At 65.2% G+C, this 24,006-nt stretch carries 24 protein-coding genes and 1 pseudogene; 22 read left to right on the top strand and 3 right to left on the bottom strand.

Going from position 1 to position 24,006, the window contains the following annotated elements; translation table 11 throughout:
- Positions 1–143 precede the first annotated feature (143 nt).
- Together E8F12_RS11900 and E8F12_RS11895 are read left to right on the top strand one after the other, a co-directional pair.
- Positions 144–578, top strand: coding sequence for a hypothetical protein (locus E8F12_RS11900; RefSeq protein WP_280325433.1), 435 nt, complete (start codon positions 144–146; stop codon positions 576–578).
- A gap of 196 nt (positions 579–774) precedes the next feature.
- Positions 775–2,154: an aldehyde dehydrogenase family protein gene (locus E8F12_RS11895; protein ID WP_280325432.1), complete on the top strand. Its 1,380-nt coding sequence runs from the start codon at positions 775–777 to the stop codon at positions 2,152–2,154.
- A gap of 169 nt (positions 2,155–2,323) precedes the next feature.
- Here the strand turns inward: E8F12_RS11895 and E8F12_RS11890 are convergent.
- Both E8F12_RS11890 and E8F12_RS11885 read right to left on the bottom strand, forming a co-directional pair.
- A pseudogene (locus E8F12_RS11890) lies at positions 2,324–3,758 on the bottom strand (PLP-dependent aminotransferase family protein).
- A gap of 200 nt (positions 3,759–3,958) precedes the next feature.
- Positions 3,959–4,393 carry a carboxymuconolactone decarboxylase family protein gene (locus tag E8F12_RS11885; protein ID WP_280325431.1) on the bottom strand — a complete coding sequence of 145 codons (435 nt, stop codon included), beginning with the start codon at positions 4,391–4,393 and terminating at the stop codon, positions 3,959–3,961.
- Positions 4,394–4,651: 258 nt separating this feature from the next.
- Here E8F12_RS11885 and E8F12_RS11880 point away from each other — a divergent pair, with 258 nt between their 5' ends.
- Positions 4,652–4,912, top strand: coding sequence for a hypothetical protein (locus E8F12_RS11880; protein WP_280325430.1), 261 nt, complete (start codon positions 4,652–4,654; stop codon positions 4,910–4,912).
- A gap of 53 nt (positions 4,913–4,965) precedes the next feature.
- Here E8F12_RS11880 and E8F12_RS11875 read toward each other — a convergent pair whose 3' ends face one another.
- A complete protein-coding gene (locus tag E8F12_RS11875; RefSeq protein WP_280325429.1) occupies positions 4,966–5,535 on the bottom strand; it encodes a MarR family winged helix-turn-helix transcriptional regulator in 570 nt (189 codons plus the stop codon).
- Between the two features lie 106 nt (positions 5,536–5,641).
- Here E8F12_RS11875 and E8F12_RS11870 point away from each other — a divergent pair, with 106 nt between their 5' ends.
- From E8F12_RS11870 to E8F12_RS11780, 19 genes are all read left to right on the top strand, one after another.
- Complete coding sequence (locus E8F12_RS11870) at positions 5,642–5,872, top strand: thioredoxin family protein (RefSeq protein ID WP_280325428.1); 231 nt, start codon at positions 5,642–5,644, stop codon at positions 5,870–5,872.
- Positions 5,873–5,883: 11 nt separating this feature from the next.
- The gene (locus tag E8F12_RS11865) at positions 5,884–6,138 is read left to right on the top strand and encodes a DUF2024 family protein (RefSeq protein ID WP_280325427.1); all 255 of its coding nucleotides are present in this window, start codon (positions 5,884–5,886) and stop codon (positions 6,136–6,138) included.
- 10 nt (positions 6,139–6,148) lie between these two features.
- Complete coding sequence (locus E8F12_RS11860) at positions 6,149–6,421, top strand: Rho-binding antiterminator (RefSeq protein ID WP_280325426.1); 273 nt, start codon at positions 6,149–6,151, stop codon at positions 6,419–6,421.
- A 98-nt stretch (positions 6,422–6,519) separates the two neighbouring features.
- Positions 6,520–7,449, top strand: a complete 930-nt coding sequence (gene pcaQ / locus E8F12_RS11855) for a pca operon transcription factor PcaQ (protein ID WP_280325425.1) — start codon at positions 6,520–6,522, stop codon at positions 7,447–7,449.
- A 128-nt stretch (positions 7,450–7,577) separates the two neighbouring features.
- On the top strand, positions 7,578–8,297 hold the full coding sequence (pcaH, locus tag E8F12_RS11850; RefSeq protein WP_280325424.1) for a protocatechuate 3,4-dioxygenase subunit beta: 720 nt from the start codon (positions 7,578–7,580) through the stop codon (positions 8,295–8,297).
- 12 nt (positions 8,298–8,309) lie between these two features.
- Positions 8,310–8,915 (top strand): protocatechuate 3,4-dioxygenase subunit alpha, encoded by a 606-nt coding sequence (gene pcaG, locus E8F12_RS11845; protein WP_280325423.1) that lies wholly within the window; start codon positions 8,310–8,312, stop codon positions 8,913–8,915.
- A 25-nt stretch (positions 8,916–8,940) separates the two neighbouring features.
- Positions 8,941–10,002 (top strand): cell division protein ZapE, encoded by a 1,062-nt coding sequence (gene zapE / locus E8F12_RS11840; protein WP_280325452.1) that lies wholly within the window; start codon positions 8,941–8,943, stop codon positions 10,000–10,002.
- 17 nt (positions 10,003–10,019) lie between these two features.
- Positions 10,020–10,949 carry an AEC family transporter gene (locus E8F12_RS11835; protein WP_280325422.1) on the top strand — a complete coding sequence of 310 codons (930 nt, stop codon included), beginning with the start codon at positions 10,020–10,022 and terminating at the stop codon, positions 10,947–10,949.
- Positions 10,950–11,033: 84 nt separating this feature from the next.
- Positions 11,034–11,666, top strand: a complete 633-nt coding sequence (locus E8F12_RS11830; RefSeq protein WP_280325421.1) for a malonic semialdehyde reductase — start codon at positions 11,034–11,036, stop codon at positions 11,664–11,666.
- Positions 11,667–12,007: 341 nt separating this feature from the next.
- On the top strand, positions 12,008–12,850 hold the full coding sequence (locus tag E8F12_RS11825) for an IclR family transcriptional regulator C-terminal domain-containing protein (RefSeq protein ID WP_280292325.1): 843 nt from the start codon (positions 12,008–12,010) through the stop codon (positions 12,848–12,850).
- 442 nt (positions 12,851–13,292) lie between these two features.
- The gene (locus tag E8F12_RS11820; protein ID WP_280325419.1) at positions 13,293–14,642 is read left to right on the top strand and encodes an MFS transporter; all 1,350 of its coding nucleotides are present in this window, start codon (positions 13,293–13,295) and stop codon (positions 14,640–14,642) included.
- 144 nt (positions 14,643–14,786) lie between these two features.
- Complete coding sequence (locus tag E8F12_RS11815) at positions 14,787–15,746, top strand: AraC family transcriptional regulator (RefSeq protein ID WP_280325418.1); 960 nt, start codon at positions 14,787–14,789, stop codon at positions 15,744–15,746.
- A 265-nt stretch (positions 15,747–16,011) separates the two neighbouring features.
- Entirely contained in the window at positions 16,012–17,370 is a 1,359-nt protein-coding gene (benA, locus tag E8F12_RS11810) for a benzoate 1,2-dioxygenase large subunit (protein ID WP_280325417.1), read from the top strand.
- On the top strand, positions 17,367–17,855 hold the full coding sequence (gene benB / locus E8F12_RS11805; protein WP_280325416.1) for a benzoate 1,2-dioxygenase small subunit: 489 nt from the start codon (positions 17,367–17,369) through the stop codon (positions 17,853–17,855). Before benA ends, benB begins: the two co-directional genes overlap by 4 nt.
- 10 nt (positions 17,856–17,865) lie before the next feature.
- Positions 17,866–18,879 (top strand): benzoate 1,2-dioxygenase electron transfer component BenC, encoded by a 1,014-nt coding sequence (benC, locus tag E8F12_RS11800; RefSeq protein ID WP_280325415.1) that lies wholly within the window; start codon positions 17,866–17,868, stop codon positions 18,877–18,879.
- Between the two features lie 124 nt (positions 18,880–19,003).
- Entirely contained in the window at positions 19,004–19,780 is a 777-nt protein-coding gene (locus tag E8F12_RS11795) for a 1,6-dihydroxycyclohexa-2,4-diene-1-carboxylate dehydrogenase (RefSeq protein WP_280325414.1), read from the top strand.
- A 119-nt stretch (positions 19,781–19,899) separates the two neighbouring features.
- Complete coding sequence (locus tag E8F12_RS11790) at positions 19,900–21,231, top strand: MFS transporter (protein WP_280325413.1); 1,332 nt, start codon at positions 19,900–19,902, stop codon at positions 21,229–21,231.
- A 30-nt stretch (positions 21,232–21,261) separates the two neighbouring features.
- The gene (locus E8F12_RS11785; protein WP_280325412.1) at positions 21,262–22,476 is read left to right on the top strand and encodes a benzoate/H(+) symporter BenE family transporter; all 1,215 of its coding nucleotides are present in this window, start codon (positions 21,262–21,264) and stop codon (positions 22,474–22,476) included.
- A gap of 270 nt (positions 22,477–22,746) precedes the next feature.
- Positions 22,747–24,006 carry an OprD family porin gene (locus tag E8F12_RS11780; RefSeq protein ID WP_280325411.1) on the top strand — a complete coding sequence of 420 codons (1,260 nt, stop codon included), beginning with the start codon at positions 22,747–22,749 and terminating at the stop codon, positions 24,004–24,006.

Below are 24,006 nucleotides of genomic sequence, written 5' to 3'. Positions count from 1 at the left end.
GCTGCCGCCGCATGGTCTTGACTCCTGCCGGACGCCCACGAAACTCAGGCAGCGGCAAACAGAAATAGCACATCCAGCAACCATCAGCCCTGCATCAGCAGTACTGGCAACAATGACAATTGCTTCGGCTAGGGGAGGCAGTCATGTGTCATTCCGTGGAGGTCAGCGGGCTCTATACCGTCGAAGGGAGTCGGCAACTCATCAACTATCCCGATGCCGATGCGGCATTGCCCATCCATGATCCGCTGCGCGGCGTGGTGTGGATTCCCTGGGGGCGCCGCAACGAAGAGCAGGGCGAGCTTCCCGTCACCGGTTGGCTGCTGGATGACGGTGTGCTGCCGGAAGACTGGAGCCGCTACAGCCCAGCCACCGTACTGGCGCGGGTGGTGCGTTTCATGGAGATGACCCTGGAAGGCGAGCCGCGCTGGTTCGAGTTGGAGGACGGCAAGTCGCTGCAGTGCGTGCTGCTTCGTCATGGCTACGAGCAACGGGTCTATGTGGTCATTACCCAGTCACCAAGCGACCAGCACCGCAGCTGGCCAATGACCCGGGGACATTCTTGCCGTCGGCTGGCCTGACCCCGACGCCACCCGCTTTCGTGGCGGCGACTTCAATCGCAAAGCAGGCCTCAGACCTGCCAGTCTCGACATACCATTCTGTTTTCGTGAAGACTTTCTTCTCGATTATTCGTTTTACGTGAATCGGTCGCTGCCTTACTTTCGCCGCAAGACTGATCGCGAGCCCCGACCGGCTCCCACGTACAACGAGGACAGCATGAACCTGCCTGCCGCCATTTCCCGGAACCCCGCCACCGGCGAAGAAATCGCCCGTTATCCCTACCAGGACGCCGCTGCCCTCGACGCCAGTCTGGCGTCTGCCCAGCGTGGGTTCCAGGCCTGGAGTCAGTTCAGCGTCGAGGCCCGTGCCGAGGGCCTGCTGCGCATGGCCAAGGCCCTGCGCGCCAACGCCGAGACCATGGCGCGGATGACCACCAGCGAGATGGGCATGCCCATCAGCCAGTCCCGTGGCGAGATCGAGAAGTGCGCCAAGCTCTGCGAGTGGTACGCAGAGCACGGCCCGGCCATGCTGGCCGACGAGCCGACCCTGGTCGAAGACGACAAGGCCGTGGTGGCTTACCTGCCGCTGGGCCCGGTTCTCGCGGTGATGCCCTGGAACTTCCCCATGTGGCAGGTGATGCGCGGCGCGGTGCCGATCATCTTCGGCGGCAACAGCTACGTGCTCAAGCATGCGCCCAACGTGATGGGCTGCGCCCGCCTGCTGGCCGCCGCCTGGGCCGAGGCCGGCCTGCCGGAAGGTGTGTTCGAACTGATCAACGTCGAGCCCGCGCTGGTCTCGGTGGCCATCGCCGACCCGCGCATCGCCGTGGTCGCGGTGACGGGCAGCGTCGGTGCGGGTGCCGCCATCGCGTCCCAGGCCGGCGCGGCGCTGAAGAAGTGCGTACTGGAGCTGGGTGGCTCCGACCCCTTCATCGTGCTGGCCGACGCGGACCTGGACCAGGCCGTCAAGGCCGCGGTCACCAGCCGCTTCAACAACGCTGGCCAGGTCTGCATCGCCGCCAAGCGCATCATCCTCGAGGCGTCCATTGCCGATGCCTTCACCGAGCGCTTCGTGGCGGCGGTCAAGGCGCTGCAGATCGGCGATCCGCAAGCCGATTCCACCTTTGTCGGCCCCATGGCCCGTTTCGACCTGCGTGACGAACTGGATGGCCAGGTCCAGGCCACTCTGGCCGAGGGCGCGACCCTGCTGCTGGGCGGCCACAAGCTGATCGGTACGGGCAACTACTACGTACCCACCGTGCTGGCGGACGTGACCCCGGAGATGACCTCCTTCCGCAAGGAGATCTTCGGCCCGGTGGCCTCGCTCATCGTCGCCCGCGACGCCGAGCACGCCATCGAACTGGCCAACGACAGCGAGTTCGGCCTGGGGGGAGCGCTCTGGACCGCAGACCAGGCCCAGGCGCAGCAACTCGCCCGGCGCATCGTCAGCGGCGCGGTGTTCATCAACGGCTTCACCGCCTCCGACCCGCGTGTGCCGATTGGCGGTGTGAAGAAGAGCGGCTATGGCCGTGAACTGTCCCACTTCGGCCTGCGCGAATTCCTCAATGTGCAGACCATTTGGCGGGACCGTCGCTGATCCGGTGACTTGAGCGAAGGAAGGGGCTGCGATGCGGCCCTTTTCTTTTCTGTGGGGGCGAATTCATTCGCTAAGGGCAGCGAAGCTGCCCCCCCTGGAACAATCAGGGCAGACCTTCGGCCTGCTTAGCGATTGAAATCGCCCCCACAATGTCTTGTGCCTGCGAGCCTCACCCAATCTGCCCCAGGATATCCCGCACCCGGTCCAGCGCCGGGTCGAGGTCCAGGGTTTCGATGGCGCCATAGCCGAGGAACAGGCCATTGCGCGGAGGGGCCTGGTAGGAAAAGCCGGCGAGGCCATAGAGCCCCACGTCCACCTTGCGCGCCAGGTCCACCAGCAGTGGAATGTCCATCGGCACTTTGGCCAGGGCGGCGATGTGGAAGCCGGCCACCGAGGGCACTAGTTCGAACCAGGGCGCCAGGTCGTCCCGGAAACGCTCGAGGATGCGTTCCCGGCGGCTCGCATAGATGCCGTGGCAGCGGCGTATGTGCTTGAGCAGGAAACCTTCGTCGATGAACTTGGCCAGGGCCCACTGGGTGAGGGTGGAGCAGTGCCAGTCGGAGAGCCGCTTGGCGGCAGTGACGGCCTCGATCAGTGCCGGCGGCAGGATGCAGTAGCCCAGGCGCAATTCCGGCTGCAGGGTCTTGGAAAAAGTACCGACGTAGGCCACTGCGCCCTGGCTGTCGAGGCTCTGCAGGGTGTCGGTGGGGCGGCCTTCGTAGCGGAACTCGCAGTCGTAGTCGTCTTCGATGACCACCGCGCCGATGCGCAGGGCCTTGTCCAGCAAGGCTTCACGCCGCGCCTGGCTCATGGCCATGCCGAGGGGGAACTGGTGCGAGGGAGTCACGTAGATCAGCCGCACATGGTCGGGAATGGCGTCGACGCAGATGCCCTCGGCGTCTACCGGCACGCCAATCACCTCGGCGCCCTGGGCCGCGAACAACTGGCGCGCCGGCGGGTAGCCGGGGTCTTCCACCGCCACGCGGCAGCCTGGCTCGATCAGCACGCGGGCGAGCAGGTCCAGCGCCTGCTGGGCGCCGTGGCAGACCAGCACGTCCTCGGCATTGCAGCGCACGCCGCGGGAGAAGGCCACGTGGCGGGCAATGGCGTCACGCAGGGCGGGCAGGCCGGCGGGCTGGCTGTAGAGGCCGCGTGACCTGGCCGTCTGGCGCAAGGCGTGCTGGACGCAACGGCGCCAGTCGTCCTGGGGGAACTGGTTCCTGGTGGTGGCGCCGCCGATGAAGTCGTAGCGCAGCACTGCGTCCATCGAGGGATGACCCATGGCGATGGAGATATTCCGCCATTTGGCGACGATCGCTGCGCTGGCCAGGGATTCGTGCCCCTGCTTGCGGCCTTGGCCGACGGCCTGGGCGTTGACGAAGGTACCGACACCCACCTTGCCAGTGAGCAGATTGTCGTAGGTGAGCAGGGCGTAGGTGTCGGCCACCGTCTTGCGTGAGATGCCCAGTTGCTCGGCCAGCAGGCGCGTCGGCGGCAGCTGGGTGCCGGCCTTGAGGCGACCCGATTCTATGGCCTCGCGCAACTGGCGATACAGTTGCCCGGACAGGTCCTTGCTGCCCCTGGATGACGACGTGCAGTTCCATGCGTGCCTCCGGCTGGGGATTGGCAAGAAAATACCGCAATTGCCGGCTGTCTTCCGTGGCGCGGCTTGTTTTTCTGCTATTGGACGGGGCCGGCTTTGGGGTTTGAAGGGGACTGCTGCGCAGCCCTTCGCAGACCGCAGGGCTGCCATCAACAGAAAGGGTCGCACAAAGCGACCCTTTCCGGTTTCGCGGGATAACGCTCAGGGAGTCATCGCGAAGCCTACGCCGAAGCGGTTCCAGGCATTGATGGTGGCGATGGCCAGGGTCAGGTTGACGATCTCGGCCTCGCTGAAGTGCTCGCGCAGGGCGTCGAACTGGTGCTGCGGCGCGTGGCGCTCGGCCAGTTGGGTCAGGCTCTCGACCCAGGCCAAGGCGGCGCGCTCGCGTTCGCTGAAGAAATTGGTTTCCTGCCATACGACGAGGGTCTGCAGGCGGGCTTCGCTCTCGCCGGCCTTGCGCGCGTCGTTGGCGTGCATATTGACGCAGTAGGCACAGCCATTGATCTGCGAGGCGCGCAGGCGAATCAGTTCGAGCAGCGAGCTTTCCAGGCCGGATTTGGCCAGGGCCTGCTCCAGGCCGACCATCGCCTTGTAGGCTTCGGGAACTTGCTTGGCCCACTCGATTCTTGCGCTCATCAACCCATCTCCAAGTTGTCCCGCAGGCTGCGGGGGATAGGTTTACGTTAGCCCAGCGCCGGTTCGCACCGAATAGCCAATTCGCCCGAAACCCGGTAGGCCTACGGGCGACCCTTGGTCGGTTGCACTGGCTCGGAAGGTTCGCTGTGCTATATCCGGAAGTGAGCAAGGTACACGCCGACCTTTAGTTGAACTTCCATGCCAAGCCCGCCGGGCCGGCCGACCCCGTGGCCCCGGGCCTTCAACGAGGTAGACCCCATGAGCACCCTGCAATGCGTCCACCGCAACCACACCATAGTCGCCGACGTCGTCGAGCATCCGGGGATTCCCACGCCCTGGGCCGCCGGCTGTCATATCACCGCGCCTGACGGCCAGACCACCGGTCGCATCGCCCTGCCGATGCAGTACGCCTTCCTCGCCGAACTGGACAAGGCCCAGCACGCGTCCATCGCCCACGGCAAGTGGCTGGTCGACCAATGCCTGGACCAGGGGCGCGAACTCTTCAAGAAGACCGCCTAGCCGGCGCGGGGCAGGGAAGCCCATCGCGCTTCCGGTTGCGACGCAGCGTGTGATCAGGCGGCTTCGTCGCGAGGTGCGTGCTCGCGGCAGATCAGTTCGATGGACGAGCGGCCCAGGGGTTCCTGGGTCAGTCCGCAGAAGGGCTCGCCATCCCGTTGCTGGTGAAATCGGCAGCTCTTGCAGAGTCCGAAGCCGGGCACATCGTTCTGGCGCTGGATGCTGCGCAGCAATGCGCCCAGCAACCGCTCCAGCTCCGCCGCTTCCTGGCCCATGGCGGCTGCCGCTTCCACCAGGAAGGCCGGCGGCGTTACCGCAACGAGCAGTTCCCGTGCGCTGGGCGTCAGCTCAAGGTGCACGCTGCGCTTGTCCTTCTGATCCTGGCGCTTGGCGATCAGCCCCTTGCCTTCAAGGGCCTTCAGCGATTGCGAAACGGTCCCCTTGGTCAGCCCGAGGTACTCGGTTACCGCTAGCGGCGTGTCCGAGTAGTGGTTGCAGCGCGCCAGGTATTGCAGGGCGCTGAGCTGCACGGGCTGCAAGTCAGCCAGCAGCGGCTGCTCGCGATGCCAGATGCGCATCAGGCTGCTCAAGCGTTCGAACAGGTCGAATAGGGCCATCATCTTCACCTCCGCCGATAAATAGTATCGAGTAAAAACTATATTGACAAAGGGAGTGCCCAAGGTAACCTGATTACGGTATCGATTCGATACTAAATTAACCAGGAGACTGAAGATGACTACCGCTCGCTACTTTCACGCCGGCTGCCCCGTTTGCGTTTCCGCCGAGCAGACCCTGCTGCAGTTGCTCGCCCCTGAAGTGAAGGTCGAGGTGGTGCACCTGGGTGAAGCGCCCGCTCGTGTCGTCGAGGCCGAAGCCGCCGGTGTGCAGTCGGTTCCCGCCCTGGTGGTGGATGGCCAGGTGCTGCACATCAACTTCGGCGCCGCCATCGCCGACCTGAAGTAAGGGAGCTGACCATGCACGTCAAAATCTTCGACACCCATGTCCGTACCCGCGATGGCCGCTACCTGCACTTCGACGTGCTTACCAACGGCGGTGACCAGGCCCAGGCCCGCCAGTACGCCAACGACTGGCTTGCCAGCCGGGGCGTGCAGGATGCCGACATCGCCGCCAGCGAATGCCTGTTCTGCCACAGCGAGGTCGCCAACCCGCAGGTGGCCGAGGCCATCGGCCGGCAGGGCTATTCCATCATCCCGTTGCAAGGTTGCTGAGGAGGCCGCGATGTATCAGCCCCTGGACTGCGATCTGCACGACCTGCTGGAAATCGCCTGTCTTTACGGTTACCTGCTGCGGGTGGAGTTGGTGGACGGCGGTGGCTTCGAGGCCAGGGCGTTGACCACCCATACCAGCGCGGAGAAGGAGGAATTCTTCGTGCTGGAGGTGGAGGATGGCCCCTGTGCCGTGCGCCTCGATCGCCTGCTGGCGATCACGCCGCTGGAGCAGGGCGCGCGTTTCGGCCGGGTGGAGCTGGCGGGGAAGGTTTGCGCCCTGTAGTGGCGACGCGCCCTACCGGGGATCAGCCACGCGGGATTGGCCCCGAGGCCCGTCCTTGGGCTAGCCTTCGCAGGCCAGCCGACACCAGGAACCCTGCGTTGAACATCGATACCCGCATCAAATTCCGCCACCTGCTGTGCTTCCTCGAAGTCGCCCGCCAGGGCAGCCTGGCCCGCGCGGCGGACCAGTTGGCGGTGAGCCAGCCGGCCATTTCCAAGACCCTCAAGGAGCTGGAGGAGATCCTCGATGCCAGCCTTTTCGATCGCGGCAAGGGAGGCGCCAGCCTGACCGAGGCCGGGCTGGCCTTCATGCGCTACGCCGGCCCTTGCGTACAGGCCCTGCGCGATGGGGTGAACAGCCTGCGCGAGGGCGAATACGCCGCCGGCGCCGTGCGCCTGGGCGTGCTGTCCACGGTGGAAGGCCTGTTGCTGCCGGAAGTGGTGAAGCGCTTGCACCAGCGGCACCCCTCGCTGGTGGTCAGCGTGCTCACCGGGCCGGGCGCCTACCTGCTGTCGCAGTTGCGCGTGGGCGAGCTGGACCTGGTGGTGGGGCGCATGACCGACAGCCCGGAAATCCACGGTCTGACCTTCGAGCACCTGTACAGCGAATCCATGACCCTGGTGGTCCGTGCCGGCCATCCCTTGCTGGAGGAGGGCGCCGACCGTCGCTCCCTGGACGGTTTTCCCCTGGTACTGCCGCTGGCCGGCACCACCATCCGCAAGCATGCCGACGGCTTCTTCGTGCAGAGCGGCATCAGCCCGCCGCGCCAGCGCCTGGAGACCCTGTCCCTGGCCCTCAGCCGGCGCTACGTGCTGAACGGCGATGCCGTGTGGATCGCGCCCCTGGACGCGGTGCGCCTGGACCTGGGCAAGGGCGAGCTGGTCGAGCTGGACCTCGGCTTCAAGGAGCCCGGCGGCTCGGTGGGCATCTGCAGCAATGCTTCCCTGCCGCTGTCGCTGGCGGCCCAGTGGGCGGTGGAGACCCTGCGGGAGGCGGGCCTGGACTATCGCGAGGGGCGCCTCACATAACCAATCGGTTATGGATCGCAGGCAGGATTTCAATTTTCGATCCGCCCCCATTGGACGACACTGCGACCCACGGCCCGCTGCCCTGGCATTGACGGGCCGCCCGACAACTCCAAGAAGAGGAAACCGTGATGTCCGATGCGGAAAACAGCCGCTTCGTCATTCGTGACCGAAACTGGCACCCGAAAGCCTTCACCCCCGACTACAAGACGTCCGTCGCCCGCTCCCCGCGCCAGGCGCTGGTGAGCATCCCGCAGTCCATCTCCGAGACCAGCGGCCCGGACTTCTCCCACCTGAAGATGGGCCAGCACGACAACGACCTGCTGCTCAACTTCAACAACGGCGGGCTGCCGATCGGCGAGCGCATCATCGTTTCCGGCCGGGTCTTCGACCAGTACGGCAAGCCGGTGCCCCACACCCTGGTGGAGATGTGGCAGGCCAATGCCGGCGGCCGCTACCGTCACAAGAACGACCGCTACCTGGCCCCGCTGGACCCGAACTTCGGTGGCGTCGGCCGCGCCCTGACCGACAGCGAAGGCAACTACAGCTTCCGCACCATCAAGCCGGGCCCGTACCCCTGGCGCAACGGCCCGAACGATTGGCGCCCGGCGCATATCCACTTCTCCATCAGCGGGCCGTCCATCTCCACCCGCCTGATCACCCAACTGTACTTCGAAGGCGACCCGCTGATCCCGATGTGCCCCATCGTCAAGTCGATCGCCAACCCCGAAGCGGTGCAGACCCTGATCGCCAGGCTCGACATGAGCATGGCCAATCCCATGGATTGCCTGGCGTATCGCTTCGACATCGTCCTGCGCGGCCAGCGCAAGACCCATTTCGAAAACCGCTGAGGAGCCACGCGCATGCCTATCGAACTGCTGCCGGAAACCCCCTCGCAGACCGCCGGCCCCTACGTCCATATCGGCCTGGCCCTGGAAGCGGCCGGCAACCCGACCCGTGACCAGGAAATCTGGAACCGGATGGCCAAGGCCGACGCGCCCGGCCAGCAAATCCTGCTGATCGGCCGCGTCTACGACGGCAACGGCCACCTGGTGCGCGACTCCTTCCTGGAGTTCTGGCAGGCCAACCACGAGGGCGAATACGACGCCGCCTTCGACCTGGAAAAGCCGTTCAACTGCTTCGGCCGTACAGCGACCACCTTCGACGCCGGCGAATGGGCCTTGCACACGGTCAAGCCAGGCGTGGTGAAGAACGCCGCCGGCGTGCCCATGGCGCCGCATATCAACGTCTCGCTGTTTGCCCGTGGCATCAATATCCACCTGCAGACGCGCCTTTACTTCGACGACGAAGCCCAGGCCAACGCCGCCGACCCGGTGCTCAACCTGATCGAGCAGCCGCAGCGCCGCGAGACCCTGGTGGCTCAGCGCTGCGAGGTGGATGGCAAGCTGGCCTACCGCTTCGACATCCGCATCCAGGGAGAAGGGGAAACGGTTTTCTTTGACTTCTAGGAAGCGGGAATCCGCATTCGATGCGCTGGACGAAGCCGTCGGCCAGCGCATCGAATGGCACTTCGAGACCCTGCTGGAGGGCCGGGGCTACCGGGCCGACGCAGCGCAACGCACCGCCATTGCCCGGCTCGGGCAATGGCTGGAGTCGCTACTGGCGGGGAGAAAAGGCTGGCTGCGGAGTCCGCCCGCAGGCATCTACCTGTGGGGCGGAGTGGGGCGCGGCAAGAGCTTCCTGATGGATGCCTTTTTCGCCGCCGCGCCGCTCAAGGCCAAGCGCCGCGTGCACTTCCATGCCTTCCTCCAGGAGCTGCAGACGCGGATGCCGGCCCACAACGGCCAGCCGGACCCGCTGGCCCTGGCCGCGCGGGCGCTGGCGGCGGAAACGAGGCTGCTTTGCTTCGACGAATTCCACGTGCATGACATAGGTGATGCCGTGCTCCTCGGACGCCTGCTCAAGGTGCTGGTGGAGGAGGGCGTGGGGCTGGTCTGCACGTCCAACTACCATCCTGACGGCCTCTGCCCCAATCCGCTCTACCGCGAACGCTTCAAGCCGGCCATCGCGCTGATCGAGAAGCGCTTCGAGGTGTTCGAGGTGGATGGCGGCGAGGACTACCGCCAGCACCGTGGCGAGCTGGAATCCTGGGGTCGCTACTGCTGGCCGCTGTCGGGATTCGCCGCGAGCTGGATCGAGCGCCAGCTGGGCCTGACCGTTGCCGCCGACCGGGATGTGGAGGTGGCGGTCAACCACCATCCCCTGAATGTGCGGGCCATGGAGGGTGAGAGCGCCTGGCTGGACTTCGACGAACTGTGCCGCAGGCCGCATTCCAGTGCCGACTTCCTCTGGCTCTGCCAGCGCTTCCGCCACCTGGCCATCAGCGATGTGCCCTGCCTGGGGGAAGAGCCCATCGACGTGCAGCAACGCTTCGTCAACCTGATCGACATCGCCTACGACGCCGGCACCCGGCTGCTGCTCGGCAGCGAAGCCAGCCTGGACGACCTGTGCCGCGGCAAGCCCCATATGGATTTCTCCCGTACCCGCAGCCGGCTGCAGCAGTTGAAACCGCTGCAGCCGGGCAATGGACACTGAACACTGAAGAACCCCGAATGCTCCAGATACTTGGCATTACCGCGCCGATCTTCATCCTGATCGGCATCGGCTTCTTGTCCGCCCGCGGGCGGTTGGTGGGCCCGGAACAGGTCCTCGGCCTCGGCAAGTTCGTCATCACCTTCGCCCTGCCGGCCCTGGTGATACGTGCGCTGCTGGAAAAGCCCCTGGACGAGGTGTTCGACGCCACCTACCTGCTGGCCTACGGCATCGGCTCCCAGGCGGTGTTCTGGGGTGGCTTCCTGTTTTCCCGCCTGGTGCGCAAAGACGGCCTCAGCGGCAGCGCCCTGAGTGGCATGGGCATGTCGGTGTCCAACAGCGGCTTCATCGGCTACCCGATAGTGGTCATGGTGCTCGGTTCGCCCGCGGCAGTGGCCCTGGCCCTGGGGATGCTGGTGGAGAACCTGCTTATGATCCCCCTGGCGCTGGGCATCGCCGAACTGGGCCGGCAGAACGGAGGAAGCCTGCGCGCGGCTTTGCTGGATACCTTCATGCGCCTGCTGCGCAACCCGATCATCATCGCCATCAGCATCGGCCTGGCGCTGGCTTTGCTCGGGGTTCGCCTGCCGGCCGTACCGGCCAGGGTGGTGGAGATGCTGGCCGCGGCTTCGGCGCCCGTGGCGCTCTTTGTCATAGGGGCCAGCCTTTATGGCCTCAAGGCCGGCGGGCTGGTGAAGGACGTGGCGCAGCTCAGTATCGGCAAGCTGTTGCTGCATCCGCTGGCCGTATGGCTGAGCTTTCAACTGTTGCCGCCGGTGGAGCCGGCACTGCGGGTGGCCGGCGTGCTCTTCGCCTGCGCGCCGATGATGAGCATCTACCCCATCCTCGGCCAGCGCTTCGGCCTCGAAGGCCGCTGCGCCGCAGCCCTGGTGGTCACCACGGTGCTGGCCTTCGTCAGCATCAGCGGCTTCATTGGCGCCCTGACCTAAGGCCGGGCGCGGGCGTTGGCGCTGGCTATCCTCAAAGGGTCATCCGCACGGCCGTGCGGTCCACCCTGACTGGAGGAAGCGGTGATGAGCAAGCGATTGAGCGACGAAGGACTGGACCAGCTGTTCCGCAAGGCGCGTACCCATAGCGCCTGGTTGGAAAGGCCGGTGAGCGACGACACGCTGCGGGAACTCTACGACCTGATGAAATGGGGGCCGACCAGCGCCAACTGCTGTCCGGCGCGCATCCTCTTCCTGCGCACCCCGGAGGCCAAGCGCCGGCTGCTGCCGGCACTGGCGCCGGGCAACGTGGACAAAACCATGGCGGCGCCGGTCACGGCCATCATCGCCTACGACACGAAATTCTATGAGCAGCTGCCCAAGCTCTACCCGCATACCGACGCCCGCGCCTGGTTCGCCGATACCCCGGAGCTCGCGGGCATCACGGCACGGCGCAACAGCTCGCTGCAGGGTGCCTATTTCATGATCGCGGCACGAGCGCTGGGACTGGACTGCGGCCCCATGTCCGGCTTCGACAACGCGCTGGTCGACCATGAGTTCTTCCCGGCCGACGGCCAGGGGAATGCCTTCCAGCTGGAGCACTTCCCAGACAGCCATGTGAAGACCAACTTCATCTGTAACCTCGGCTATGGCGATCCGGCCAAGCTGCATCCGCGTTCTCCGCGCCTGGAGTTCGACGAGGCCTGCAAGTTGCTGTAGGGGCAGGAGCCGGAAAAGTGAAATTGTGGGGGCGATTTCAATCGCTAAGCAGACCGCAGGTCTGCCCTGAGGCATACCGGGGGGCAGCTGCGCTGCCCTTGGCGAATGAATTCGCCCCCACAGGGCGCGCCGGGGTATTGGCTTCTGCCGAGGGGAGGGGATTGCGGCTTCGCCTCATGAGCGAAGCCGTTGCCGGGCGCCGAGGTACCTGATCAAACCGGGGCGCCGGAAGGCCGCGCAAAAGTACGAGCCGAGGCCGGCAGGGTCAATTGCGATAATCGAACTTTGGTTCGATAATCGGCCGCAGTTGCCGTGACCGCGACCCTGCAAGGACAACAAGAATGACCGAAGAACAGCGTGCCACCCTGCCACCCCTGGCCCCGCCCATCATCGCTTCGCCGGCCAAGCGCATCGAAGCCTTCACCGGCGACCCCAACTTCATGACCTCCCTGGCCCGGGGCCTGGCGGTGATCCACGCCTTCCAGGAGCGCAAGCGCCACCTCACCATCGCGCAGATCAGCCACCGCACCGAGATTCCCCGCGCCGCCGTGCGCCGCTGCCTGCACACCCTGATGAAGCTGGGCTATGTCACCACCGACGGGCGTACCTATTCGCTGCTGCCCAAGGTGCTGACGCTGGGCCATGCCTACCTGTCGTCGACCCCGCTGGCGGTCACTGCGCAGCCAATCCTCGACCGCCTCAGCATCCAGCTTCACGAAGCCTGTTCCATGGCCACCCTGGAAGGCGACGAGATCCTCTACATCGCCCGCTCGGCAACGCCCAACCGGCTGATTTCGGTGGACCTCAGCGTCGGCAGCCGTCTACCGGCCTACTGCACTTCCATGGGTCGCATCCTCCTGGCGGCGCTGGATGATGCGGCGCTGGACGACTACCTGGAACACGCCGACCTGCAGGTGAAGACCAGCCGCACCGTACATACGCAGGAAGGCCTGCGCGCCAGCATCGAGGAGATCCGCCGCCAAGGCTGGGTGATCATCGACCAGGAATTGGAAATGGGCCTGCGTTCGGTGGCCGTGCCGGTGCGCGATTCCGCCGGCCAGGTGCTGGCCGCCCTCAACGTCGGCACCCATGTCGGCCGGGTCAGCCGGCAGGAGCTGGAAACCCGCTTCCTGCCGGCGCTGCTGGAGGCGAGCAAGGACCTGAGCACGAGGTTGTTTCACTAGGTCGGGGGCGAGTCCATCTGCAGAGCCGCGCCACTGCAGGAGCAATTGCTGGCCCCGGAAGCTGCCGCTTCTTTGTGGGGGCGAATTCATTCGCTAAGGGCAGCGCAGCTGCCCCCTGATATGTCTCAGGGCAGCCCTTCGGGCTGCTCAGCGATTGAAATCGCCCCCACTAGGAGCAGTGCCCGACAGGCATTCCGGACAAACATCGTTCGGCTATCGAACGCTTTGCCGATTATCGAATTGAACCACCCGGCGACTCTTCGTAACGTCTGCACAGCCGCGCCACCAGCCAGCGCAGCCAATAACAACAATGAGAGTCAGCCCCGGCAGCAGCCTGTCGCTTCCGGGCAAGCCCTCATTCCTGTCCAGTCCGAGTTCTCCCCGTCAGAGGCCGCATAGAACGGCCCGCATGCGGAGGAGGGCCCATAACAGGAATTCTTGCATGACCAGCCCAGCCCACGTGCCTGCTTCCGGCACCCTCGATGTCCAATCCTTCATCAATGCCCAGCCACTCTCCGCCTACCAATGGCGCATCGTGTTGCTGTGCTTCCTCATCGTTTTCCTCGACGGCCTGGATACCGCCGCCATGGGCTTCATCGCCCCGGCGCTGACCCAGGACTGGGGCATCGACCGTGCCAGCCTCGGCCCGGTGATGAGCGCCGCTTTGATCGGCATGGTCTTCGGCGCCCTGGGCTCCGGCCCCATGGCCGACCGTTTCGGGCGCAAGGGGGTGCTGGTGACGGCGGTGCTCCTGTTCGGGCTGTTCAGCCTGATCTCCGCTTTCAGCGCCAACCTCGAACAACTGCTGGTATTGCGCTTCCTCACGGGCCTGGGCCTGGGCGCCGCCATGCCCAACGCCACCACCTTGCTCTCCGAGTACACCCCGGAACGCCTCAAGTCGCTGCTGGTAACCAGCATGTTCTGCGGCTTCAACCTCGGCATGGCCTCCGGCGGCTTCGTTTCAGCAAAGATGATTCCGGCCTTCGGCTGGCACAGCCTGTTGCTGGTCGGTGGCCTGCTGCCGCTGCTGCTGGCCGTGGTGCTGCTGCTCTGGTTGCCGGAGTCGGCGCGTTTCCTGGTGGTGCGCAACAAGGGGGCGGACAAGGTGCGCCAGGTGCTTGCGCCCATCGCCCCTGGCGAGGTCGCCGTGGCCAGCGGCTTCAGCGTGCCGGAGCAGAAGACCGTGCAGAGCCGCAACGTGTTCCAGGTGATCTTCTCCGGCACTTACAGCGCCGGCACCCTGTTGCTCTGGCTGACCTATTTCATGGGCCTGGTGATCGTCTACCTGCTCACCAGCTGGCTGCCCACCCTGATGCGCGACAGCGGCGCGAGCATGGAACAGGCCGCCTTCATCGGCGCACTGTTCCAGTTCGGCGGCGTGCTCAGCGCCGTAGGTGTGGGCTGGGCCATGGACCGTTTCAACCCGCACAAGGTAATCGGCGTCTTCTACCTGCTGGCGGGTGGCTTCGCTTACTGCGTGGGCCAGAGTCTGGGTGAGGTGACCCTGCTCGCCACCTTGGTGCTGCTGGCCGGCATGTGCGTCAACGGCGCGCAATCGGCCATGCCGTCCCTGGCGGCGCGTTTCTACCCGACCCAGGGCCGCGCCACTGGGGTGTCCTGGATGCTCGGCATCGGCCGCTTCGGCGCCATTCTCGGCGCCTGGATCGGCGCGACCCTGCTGGGCCTGGGCTGGAACTTCGAGCAGGTGCTGACGGCCCTGGTGGTGCCGGCTGCCATCGCCACCACGGCGGTAGTGATCAAGGGGCTGGTCAGCCACGCGGACGCCACGTAGCGGCCGGTAGGTGATTCATAACCGTTTATCTCTACCCGGCGCACGCAGGAGAAGGGTCACATAGAATCGCGGTATCGGTCCGCCGGCGCTTGCCAGAATTGGCATGACGCCCGCGGCATACAACAACTGGAAGAGTGCCTGTTGATGGATAGTCGCCTGCTGAGTGAGCGCAGTAGGGTGTTCGAGCGTGCGGACCCCTATGCCGTGTCCGGATATGTGAACCAGCATGTCGGCTCGCATTGCATCCGGCTGCCCGCCGCCGGCCATCCCCAGGCCAGCCTCAACCACCGCAAGTTCGCCAATCTCGACCTCTGCCGCATCAGCTACGGCGGCAGCGTGCGGGTCACCTCGCCGGCGCTGGAAACCATCTACCACCTGCAGATTCTCTTAAGTGGCCATTGCCTGTGGCGTGGTCACAAGGAAGAGCACTACCTGGCACCAGGCGAGCTGTTGCTGATCAACCCCGACGACCCGGTGGACCTGACCTACTCGGACGACTGCGAGAAGTTCATCCTGAAGATGCCGACCACGCTGCTCGATTCCATCTGCGACGAGCAGCGCTGGCACCGGCCGAGCGCCGGCGTGCGCTTCCTGCAGAACAACTACCGCCTCGATGAGCTGGAGGGCTTCGTCAACCTGCTGGCCATGGTCTGCCAGGAAGCCGAGGCCAGCGAGCCGTTGTTGCGCGTGCAGGAGCATTACGCGCAGATAGTCGCGAGCAAGATGCTGACCCTGATGAAGACCAACATCAGCCGCGAAGGCCTGGGCTGCCAGGCGGCCTCGTTCGATCGCATCCTTGCTTACATCGAGCACAACCTGAAGCAGGACATCAGCAGCGAATTCCTGGCCCGCCAGGCGAGCATGAGCCTGCGCTCCCTCTACGCGCTGTTCGAGCGCCACCTGGGCACCACGCCCAAGCATTACATCCGCCAGAAGAAGCTGGAGCGCATCCGCGCCTGTCTGGCTGACCCCAGCTGCAACGTGCGCAGTGTCACCGAGCTGGCCCTGGACTACGGCTTCCTGCACCTGGGACGCTTCTCCGAGAGCTACAAGGCCCAGTTCGGCGAGTTGCCGTCGGATACGTTGAAGCGGCGGGGGCAGTAGCTCTCCGTTTTCTGTGGGGGCGAATTCATTCGCTAAGGGCAGCGCAGCTGCCCCGTTGAGGTTTCAGGGCAGACCTGCGGTCTGCTTAGCGAATGAATTCGCCCCCACAAGGAACGCCCAGGACCTCCGTGCCCTTACAGGCTTCTCCTGACAACCACCACCGCCCTGCACAAAACGGATAGCGATCTGCACAAAGCGGATATTGCCGATTCCCCCACATCCCTAACCTGACTTGGCCTGAACAAAAACAACGGAGGCCCTGGCCATGTCCCTGGGATTCGACTTTCTGCATTCCCTGCTTGATGAAGACAAGGAGAAGGGCATCTACCGCTGCAAGCGGGAGATGTTCACCGACCCGCGTCTGTTCGATCTGGAGATGAAACACATCTTCGAAGGCAACTGGCTGTATCTCGCCCACGAGAGCCAGATCCCCGAGAAGAACGACTACCTGACCCTGACCATGGGGCGCCAGCCGATTTTCATCGCGCGCAACAAGGACGGAGTGCTGAATGCCTTCCTCAACGCCTGCAGCCACCGTGGCGCGCAACTCTGCCGGCACAAGAGCGGCAACCGTTCCTCCTATACCTGCCCCTTCCACGGCTGGACCTTCAACAACTCCGGCAAGCTGCTGAAAGTCAAGGACCCGGCCGAGGCCGGCTACCCGTCCAGCTTCAACTGCGAAGGCTCCCACGACCTCACCAAGGTCGCCCGTTTCGAGTCCTATCGCGGCTTCCTCTTCGGCAGCCTGAACCCCGACGTCAAGCCGCTGGTCGAGCACCTCGGCGAGTCGGCGAAGATCATCGACATGATCGTCGACCAGTCCCCCGAGGGCCTGGAAGTGCTGCGCGGTTCCTCCAGCTACATCTACGAAGGCAACTGGAAGCTGACCGCCGAGAACGGTGCCGACGGCTATCACGTGAGCTCCGTGCACTGGAACTACGCCGCCACCCAGAACCAGCGCAAGCAGCGCGAGGCGGGTGAAGAGATCAAGACCATGAGCGCCGGCGCCTGGGCCAAGAATGGCGGCGGTTTCTACTCCTTCGACCACGGCCACCTGCTGCTCTGGACCCGCTGGGCCAACCCGGAGGATCGCCCGCTCTACGAGCGCCGCGACGAGCTGGCCCAGGACTTCGGTCGGGCCCGCGCCGACTGGATGATCGAGAATTCGCGCAACCTCTGCCTGTACCCGAACGTCTACCTGATGGACCAGTTCAGCTCGCAGATCCGCATCGCCCGGCCGATCTCGGTCAACCAGACCGAAATCACCATCTACTGCATCGCGCCCAAGGGCGAGAGTGCGGAAGCCCGTGCCAAGCGCATCCGCCAGTACGAGGATTTCTTCAACGTCAGCGGCATGGCCACGCCGGACGACCTGGAGGAGTTCCGCTCCTGCCAGCTGGGCTACCAGGGCAGCCGTGGCTGGAACGACATGTCCCGCGGTGCCGAGCACTGGGTGGAAGGTGCTGATGCCGCGGCCCAGGAGATCGACCTGCACCCGCTGCTTTCCGGCGTGCGCACCGAGGACGAAGGCCTGTTCGTGCTGCAACACAAGTACTGGCAGGAAACCATGCTCAAGGCCGCCGCGGCCGAGCAGCAGCTGATTCCCGTGGAGGCCGTGCAATGAGCATCACTTACGACGCCGTGCGCGACTTCCTCTTCCGCGAAGCGCGCTACCTGGATGACAAGGACTGGGACAACTGGCTGGAGCTGTATGCCGCCGACGCCAGCTTCTGGATGCCGTCCTGGGACGACCGCGACGAGTTGACCGAAGATCCGCAGACCGAAATCTCGCTGATCTGGTACGGCAACCGCGGTGGCCTGGAAGACCGTGTCTTCCGCATCAAGACCGACCGTTCCAGCGCGACCATGCCGGACACCCGCACCTCCCACAACATCAGCAACATCGAGCTCCTCGAAGTCGCCGATGACCTGTGCAAGGTCCGCTTCAACTGGCACACCCTGAGCTTCCGCTACAAGACCGTGGACAGCTACTTCGGCACCAGCTTCTACACCCTCGACGTGCGCGGCGAGAGCCCGCTGATCAAGGCGAAGAAGGTGGTATTGAAAAACGATTACGTGCGTCAGGTCATCGACGTCTATCACATCTAGGGTGCCCGCCATGTCCCATAAAATCGCACTGAACTTCGAAGATGGCGTCACCCGTTTCATCGACGCCAACCCCAGCGAAACCGTGGCCGATGCGGCCTATCGCCAGGGCATCAACATCCCGCTGGATTGCCGCGACGGCGCCTGCGGCACCTGCAAGTGCTTCGCCGAAGCGGGCCGCTACGACATGGGTCAGGACTACATCGAGGACGCACTGAGCGAAGAGGAAGCCGCCCAGGGCTACGTGCTCACCTGCCAGATGCGCGCCGAGAGCGACTGCGTGGTGCGGGTGCCGGCGTCCTCCGAGGTTTGCAAGACCCAGCAGGCCAGCTTCGAGGCCAGCATCAGCGCCGTGCGCCAGCTGTCTGACAGCACCATCTCGCTGTCGATCAAGGGCGAGTCCCTGAGCAAGCTGGCCTTCCTTCCGGGCCAGTATGTCAACCTCCAGGTGCCGGGCAGCGCGCAGACCCGCGCCTACTCGTTCAGCTCCCTGCAGAAGGACGGCGAGGTCAGCTTCCTGATCCGCAACGTGCCGGGTGGCCTGATGAGCAGCTTCCTCACCGGTCTCGCCAAGGCCGGCGACAGCATGACCCTGGCGGGCCCCCTGGGCAGCTTCTACCTGCGCGATATCCGCCGGCCCTTGCTGCTGCTGGCCGGCGGCACCGGCCTCGCGCCATTCACCGCGATGCTGGAGAAGATCGCCCATGAGGGCAGCGAACACCCGCTGCACCTGATCTACGGCGTGACCCACGACCATGACCTGGTGGAGATGGACAAGCTGGAAGCCTTCGCCGCGCGCATCCCCAACTTCACCTACAGCGCTTGCGTGTCCAACCCCGAGAGCAGCTACCCGCAGAAGGGCTACGTGACCCACCACATCGAGCCGAAGCACCTGAACGAGGGCGATGTGGATGTCTACCTGTGCGGCCCGCCGCCCATGGTGGAGTCGGTGAACCAGTTCATCCGTGACCAGGGCATCGCGCCGGCGAACTTCTACTACGAGAAGTTCGCCGCCAGCGCCGCCTGACGCTCCCCTCTCCCGCTTCCGGGAGAGGGGCCGGGGGAGAGGGGAGTGCTGCCACACGGAGGTCACCCTCTCCCCAACCGTCTCCCTGAAGGGAGAGGGGGCTAACCATGTGGGGTGCATTGCCATGTACAAGAGATTCCAGGACAAGGTCGCGCTGGTCACCGGCGCGGCCCAGGGTATTGGCCGCCGCGTCGCCGAGCGGCTGGTGGAGGAGGGGGCACGGGTGGTTGCCGTGGACCGCTCCGAGCTGGTCTTCGAGCTGCAGGACGAGCTGGGCGCCGGCGTTGAATTGCTGGCCCTGACCGCCGACCTCGAAAGCTTCGCCGAGTGCCATCGCGTGGCCGCCGCCGCGGTGGAGCGCTTCGGCCGGCTGGACATTCTGATCAACAACGTGGGCGGCACCATCTGGGCCAAGCCCTACGAGCACTACCAGGAACATGAGATCGAGGCCGAAGTGCGTCGCTCGCTGTTCCCCACACTCTGGTGCTGCCACGCTGCGCTGCCCTACATGCTGGAGCAGGGCGCGGGCGCCATTGTCAACGTTTCTTCCATCGCCACCCGCGGCGTGAACCGCGTGCCCTACGGCGCCGCCAAGGGTGGGGTGAACGCGCTGACCGCTTGCCTGGCCTTCGAGAACGCCGGCCGTGGCATCCGCGTCAACGCCACCGCACCGGGCGGCACCGAGGCACCGCCGCGGCGCATCCCACGCAACGCGGCTGAGCAGAGCGAGCAGGAAAAGCTCTGGTACCAGCAGATCGTCGACCAGACGGTCGACAGCAGCCTGATGAAACGCTACGGCACCATCGACGAACAGGCCGGCGCCATCCTCTTCCTCGCCTCCGACGACGCTTCCTACATCACCGGGGTAACCCTGCCTGTAGGCGGAGGTGACCTGGGTTGAATGCTCCTTGTGGGAGCGAATTCATTCGCGAATGAATTCGCTCCCACCCTTTACCTGATGGGCACCGTCACGCGCCCATCCAAGCGGTTTCTCGACAATTACAACAAGAGACAGATGCCATGCGAAAACTCGACGTACACGAGATCATCGACAATGCGCGCTTCACGCCCTTCCACTGGATGGTGATGTGCTGGTGCGCGCTCCTGCTCATCTTCGACGGTTACGACCTGTTCATCTACGGCGTGGTCCTGCCCGTACTGATGAAGGAATGGGGCCTGACACCGCTGCAAGCTGGTGCCCTGGGCAGCTACGCGCTGTTCGGCATGATGTTCGGCGCCCTGGTATTCGGTTCCCTGGCTGACAAGATCGGCCGCAAGAAGGGCATCGCCGTCTGCTTCGTGCTCTTCTCCGGTTTCACCGTCCTCAACGGCTTCGCCAGCACCCCGACCGAGTTCGGGATTTGCCGTTTCATGGCGGGCCTGGGCATAGGCGGGCTGATGCCCAACGTGGTGGCGCTGATGAACGAATACGCGCCGAAGAAACTGCGCAGCACCCTGGTGGCGATCATGTTCAGCGGCTATTCCCTGGGCGGCATGCTGTCCGCTGGCGTGGGCATCTACATGCTGCCGCGCTTTGGCTGGGAAGCCATGTTCTTCGCCGCGCTCCTTCCGCTCCTGCTGCTGCCGCTGATCCTCTGGTACCTGCCGGAGTCCGTCGGCTTCCTGCTGCGCCAGGGCCGCACCGAACAGGCCCGCGCCATCCTCAAGCGTGTGGCGCCCGAGCGCGACCTGCGGGACGACGACCACCTGGAGCTGGTCGAAACCAAGGTCCAGGGCGCCCCGGTGCTGGAACTGTTCCGCGAAGGCCGTGCGTTGCGCACCCTGATGATCTGGGTGGCGTTCTTCTGCTGCCTGCTGATGGTCTACGCGCTGAGCTCCTGGCTGCCGAAGCTGATGGCCAACGCCGGCTACAGCCTGGGATCGAGCCTGTCCTTCCTGCTGGCCCTCAACTTCGGCGGCATGTTCGGCGCCATCGCCGGTGGTTTCCTCGGCGATCGCTTCAACCTGCCGAAGGTGGTCGCGGTGTTCTTCATCGTCGCTGCGCTGTCCATCAGCCTGCTGGGCTTCAAGAGCCCGACACCGGTGCTCTACCTGCTGATCGGCATCGCCGGCGCCACCACCATCGGCACGCAGATCCTGCTGTATGCCACCGCCGCGCAGTTCTATGGGCTGGCGTTCCGCTCCACCGGCCTCGGCTGGGCATCGGGCATCGGCCGCAACGGCGCCATCGTCGGCCCGCTGTTGGGTGGCGCGCTGCTCGGCATCAACCTGCCGCTGCAGCTGAACTTCATGGCCTTCGCCATCCCGGGCGCCATCGCCGCCCTGGCCATGTGCTTCGTCCACCAGGGCCAACCCAAGGCGGCGCCGCTGGCGACCGCCGCACAGGGCTGATCCCGTTCGCGACACTGGCCTGGAGGCAGCATGCGCACATTGTTCAAGGACTGTTCATTGTCCGCCGTGGTGGCGGGCTTCATCGCCACCATGATTTCCTACGCCGGTCCCCTGGTGATCGTGTTCCAGGCGGCGGAGAGCGGCGGCATGCCGGCCGAACTGCTGTCCTCCTGGGTCTGGGCGATTTCCATCGGCAGCGGCGTGCTGGGCATCGTCCTCAGCCTGCGCTACCGGGTGCCGGTGATCATCGCCTGGTCGGCGCCGGGCTCGGCGCTGCTGGTGTCCATGCTGCCGGGCATCAGCGCCGGCGAGGCGGTGGGGGCCTATGTCATGGCCAACGCCATCATCCTGCTGGTGGGTCTGTCCGGCGCCTTCGACCGCATCGTCGGCAAGCTGCCGGCGGCCATCTCGGCGGCCATGCTGGCGGGCATCCTGTTCAGCTTCGGCACCCGCCTGTTCACCTCCCTCAAGGACCAGCCGCTGATGGTGCTGGCCATGTTCCTCAGCTACCTGCTGGTGCGGCGCCTGGCGCCGCGCTATGCGGTGATGGCGGTGCTGCTGGTGGGCTGCGCCATCGCCGCCGGCAGCGGCCAGCTCAATGCCTCGGCCCTGGTGATCGGCTTTGCCACTCCGGAATGGGTGACGCCGGCATTCACCTGGCATGGCCTGTTCAACATCGCCTTGCCGCTGGTGATGGTGGCCCTGACCGGGCAGTTCGTGCCGGGTGTGGCGGTGCTGCGCAATGCCGGCTACCCGACCCCGGCCAGCCCGATCATCTCGGCCAGCGGCCTGGGCAGCCTGCTGCTGGCGCCCTTCGGTTGCCATGGCCTGACCCTGGCGGCCATCACCGCGGCCATCTGCACCGGCCGCGAAGCCCATGAGGACCCGGCCAAGCGTTATGTCTCCGGCGTAGTGGGCGGGGTGTTCTATCTGCTGCTGGGCATCTTCGGCGCCACCCTGGTGTCGATCTTCACCGCGTTGCCCAAAGAGTTGATCGCCGCGCTGGCGGGGCTGGCGCTGTTCGGCGCCATCGCTGGCGCCCTGGCCGGTTCCATGGCGGTGCCGGAGGACCGCGAGGCGGCGCTGATCACCTTCCTGGTCACCGCGTCGGGCATGTCCTTCCTCGGGCTGTCGGCGGCGTTCTGGGGGCTGATCTTCGGCATCGTTGCCCATCTGCTGCTGACTGCGCGCAGCGCGCCCAAGGCAACCCCGGAACAGGAGGAGGTACTGGAACCCAATCCCTGACCGAACCCGGCGCCGGAGGTACTGCGGGAGCTGTCCGCAGCCGGCGCCAGGTTCTGTACGGAAACTGCCTGCGCTCGGTGATGCGTCGTTAAAAATCGGTTCGGAATGCTCATTAACAGTCGTTAACTCCGCTTCCTCACCGATTTTTGCCTCGCCTGACCTTCGCTCCGCGACTTTCCATTCAGAACCTGAGCCTCCCCCCACTTGCGTGAAGAGCCCCGACAGAGGGCCAGGGGGGAGTTTTGTCCCAATAAAAACAAGAGTGACGTCATGACCAATAACACGAGCAAGCTGTGTGTACTGCTTTCCGCCGGCGTGGGCGCTGGCTTGGCCCAGGCCGCCGAGTCGGGTTTCATCGCCGACTCCACCGCCACCCTGCAGGCACGCAATTACTACTTCAGCCGCGACTTCTCCGACATCGTCGGCCCGAACAAGCAGTCCAAGGCCGAAGAGTGGGCCCAGGGCTTCATCCTCAACTTCAAGTCCGGCTACACCCCGGGGCCCGTGGGCTTCGGCCTGGACGCCATCGGTACCCTGGGCATCAAGCTGGACAGCAGCCCCGACCGGGTCAACACCGGCCTGCTGCCGGTGCAGGATGACGGCGAGGCCGCTGACGAGTACAGCCGCCTGGGGGTGGCCGGGAAGATGCGCGTGTCGAAGACCGAGCTGAAAGTGGGTGAGCTGCAGCCCAACCTGCCGGTACTGGTGTTCAGCGACATCCGCCTGCTGCCGCCCAGCTACCAGGGCGCCAGTATCACCTCCAGCGAAATCGCCGACCTCACGCTGCAGGCCGGCCACCTGAACAGCACCAGCCTGCGCAACGAGGCCGGCGACGACAGGATCCAGGCCATGCTCGGCCACCTGCCGCAGCGCCAGGCCTCCAGCGACGCCTTCAACTACGCCGGCGGCGACTATGCCTTCAACGCCAACCGCACCACCCTGAGTGCCTGGTACGCCCAGCTGGAGGACATCTACGACCAGCGCTTCTTCGGCCTCAAGCACAGCGAACCCGTCGGCAACTGGGTGCTGGGTGCCAATATCGGTTACTTCGACTCCAGCGAAGACGGCAAGAAGCTGATCGGCGAGATCGACAACCAGGCCTTCTACTCGCTGCTCTCGGCCAAGCGCGGCGGCCACACCTTCTTCGTCGGCTACCAGGCCCTCTACGGCGACAGTTCCTTCCCGCGGGTGTTCGCCAACGTCAGCCCGCTGGGCAACGAGGTACCCACCTACGAGTTCGCCTTCGCCGACGAGCGTTCCTGGCAGGTCCGCTACGACTACGACTTCGCCGCCCTCGGCGTCCCTGGCCTGGTGGCCAGCACCCGCTACATCACCGGCGACAACGTGGATACCGGCCAGGGCTTCGAGGGCAAGGACTGGGAGCGCGACCTGGATATCGGCTACGTGGTCCAGAGCGGCTCCTTGAAGGGCCTGGGCATGCGCGTGCGCAATGTCACCGCGCGCTCCAACTACCGCTCCGACATCGACGAGAACCGGCTGATCCTCAGTTACACCTGGACACTGTTCTAG

This window comes from Pseudomonas sp. BN102 (assembly GCF_029871245.1).
GTDB lineage: Bacteria > Pseudomonadota > Gammaproteobacteria > Pseudomonadales > Pseudomonadaceae > Metapseudomonas.
Note: the sequence above shows the minus strand (reverse complement) of the source record. Positions and strands in the feature narration are given on the sequence as shown.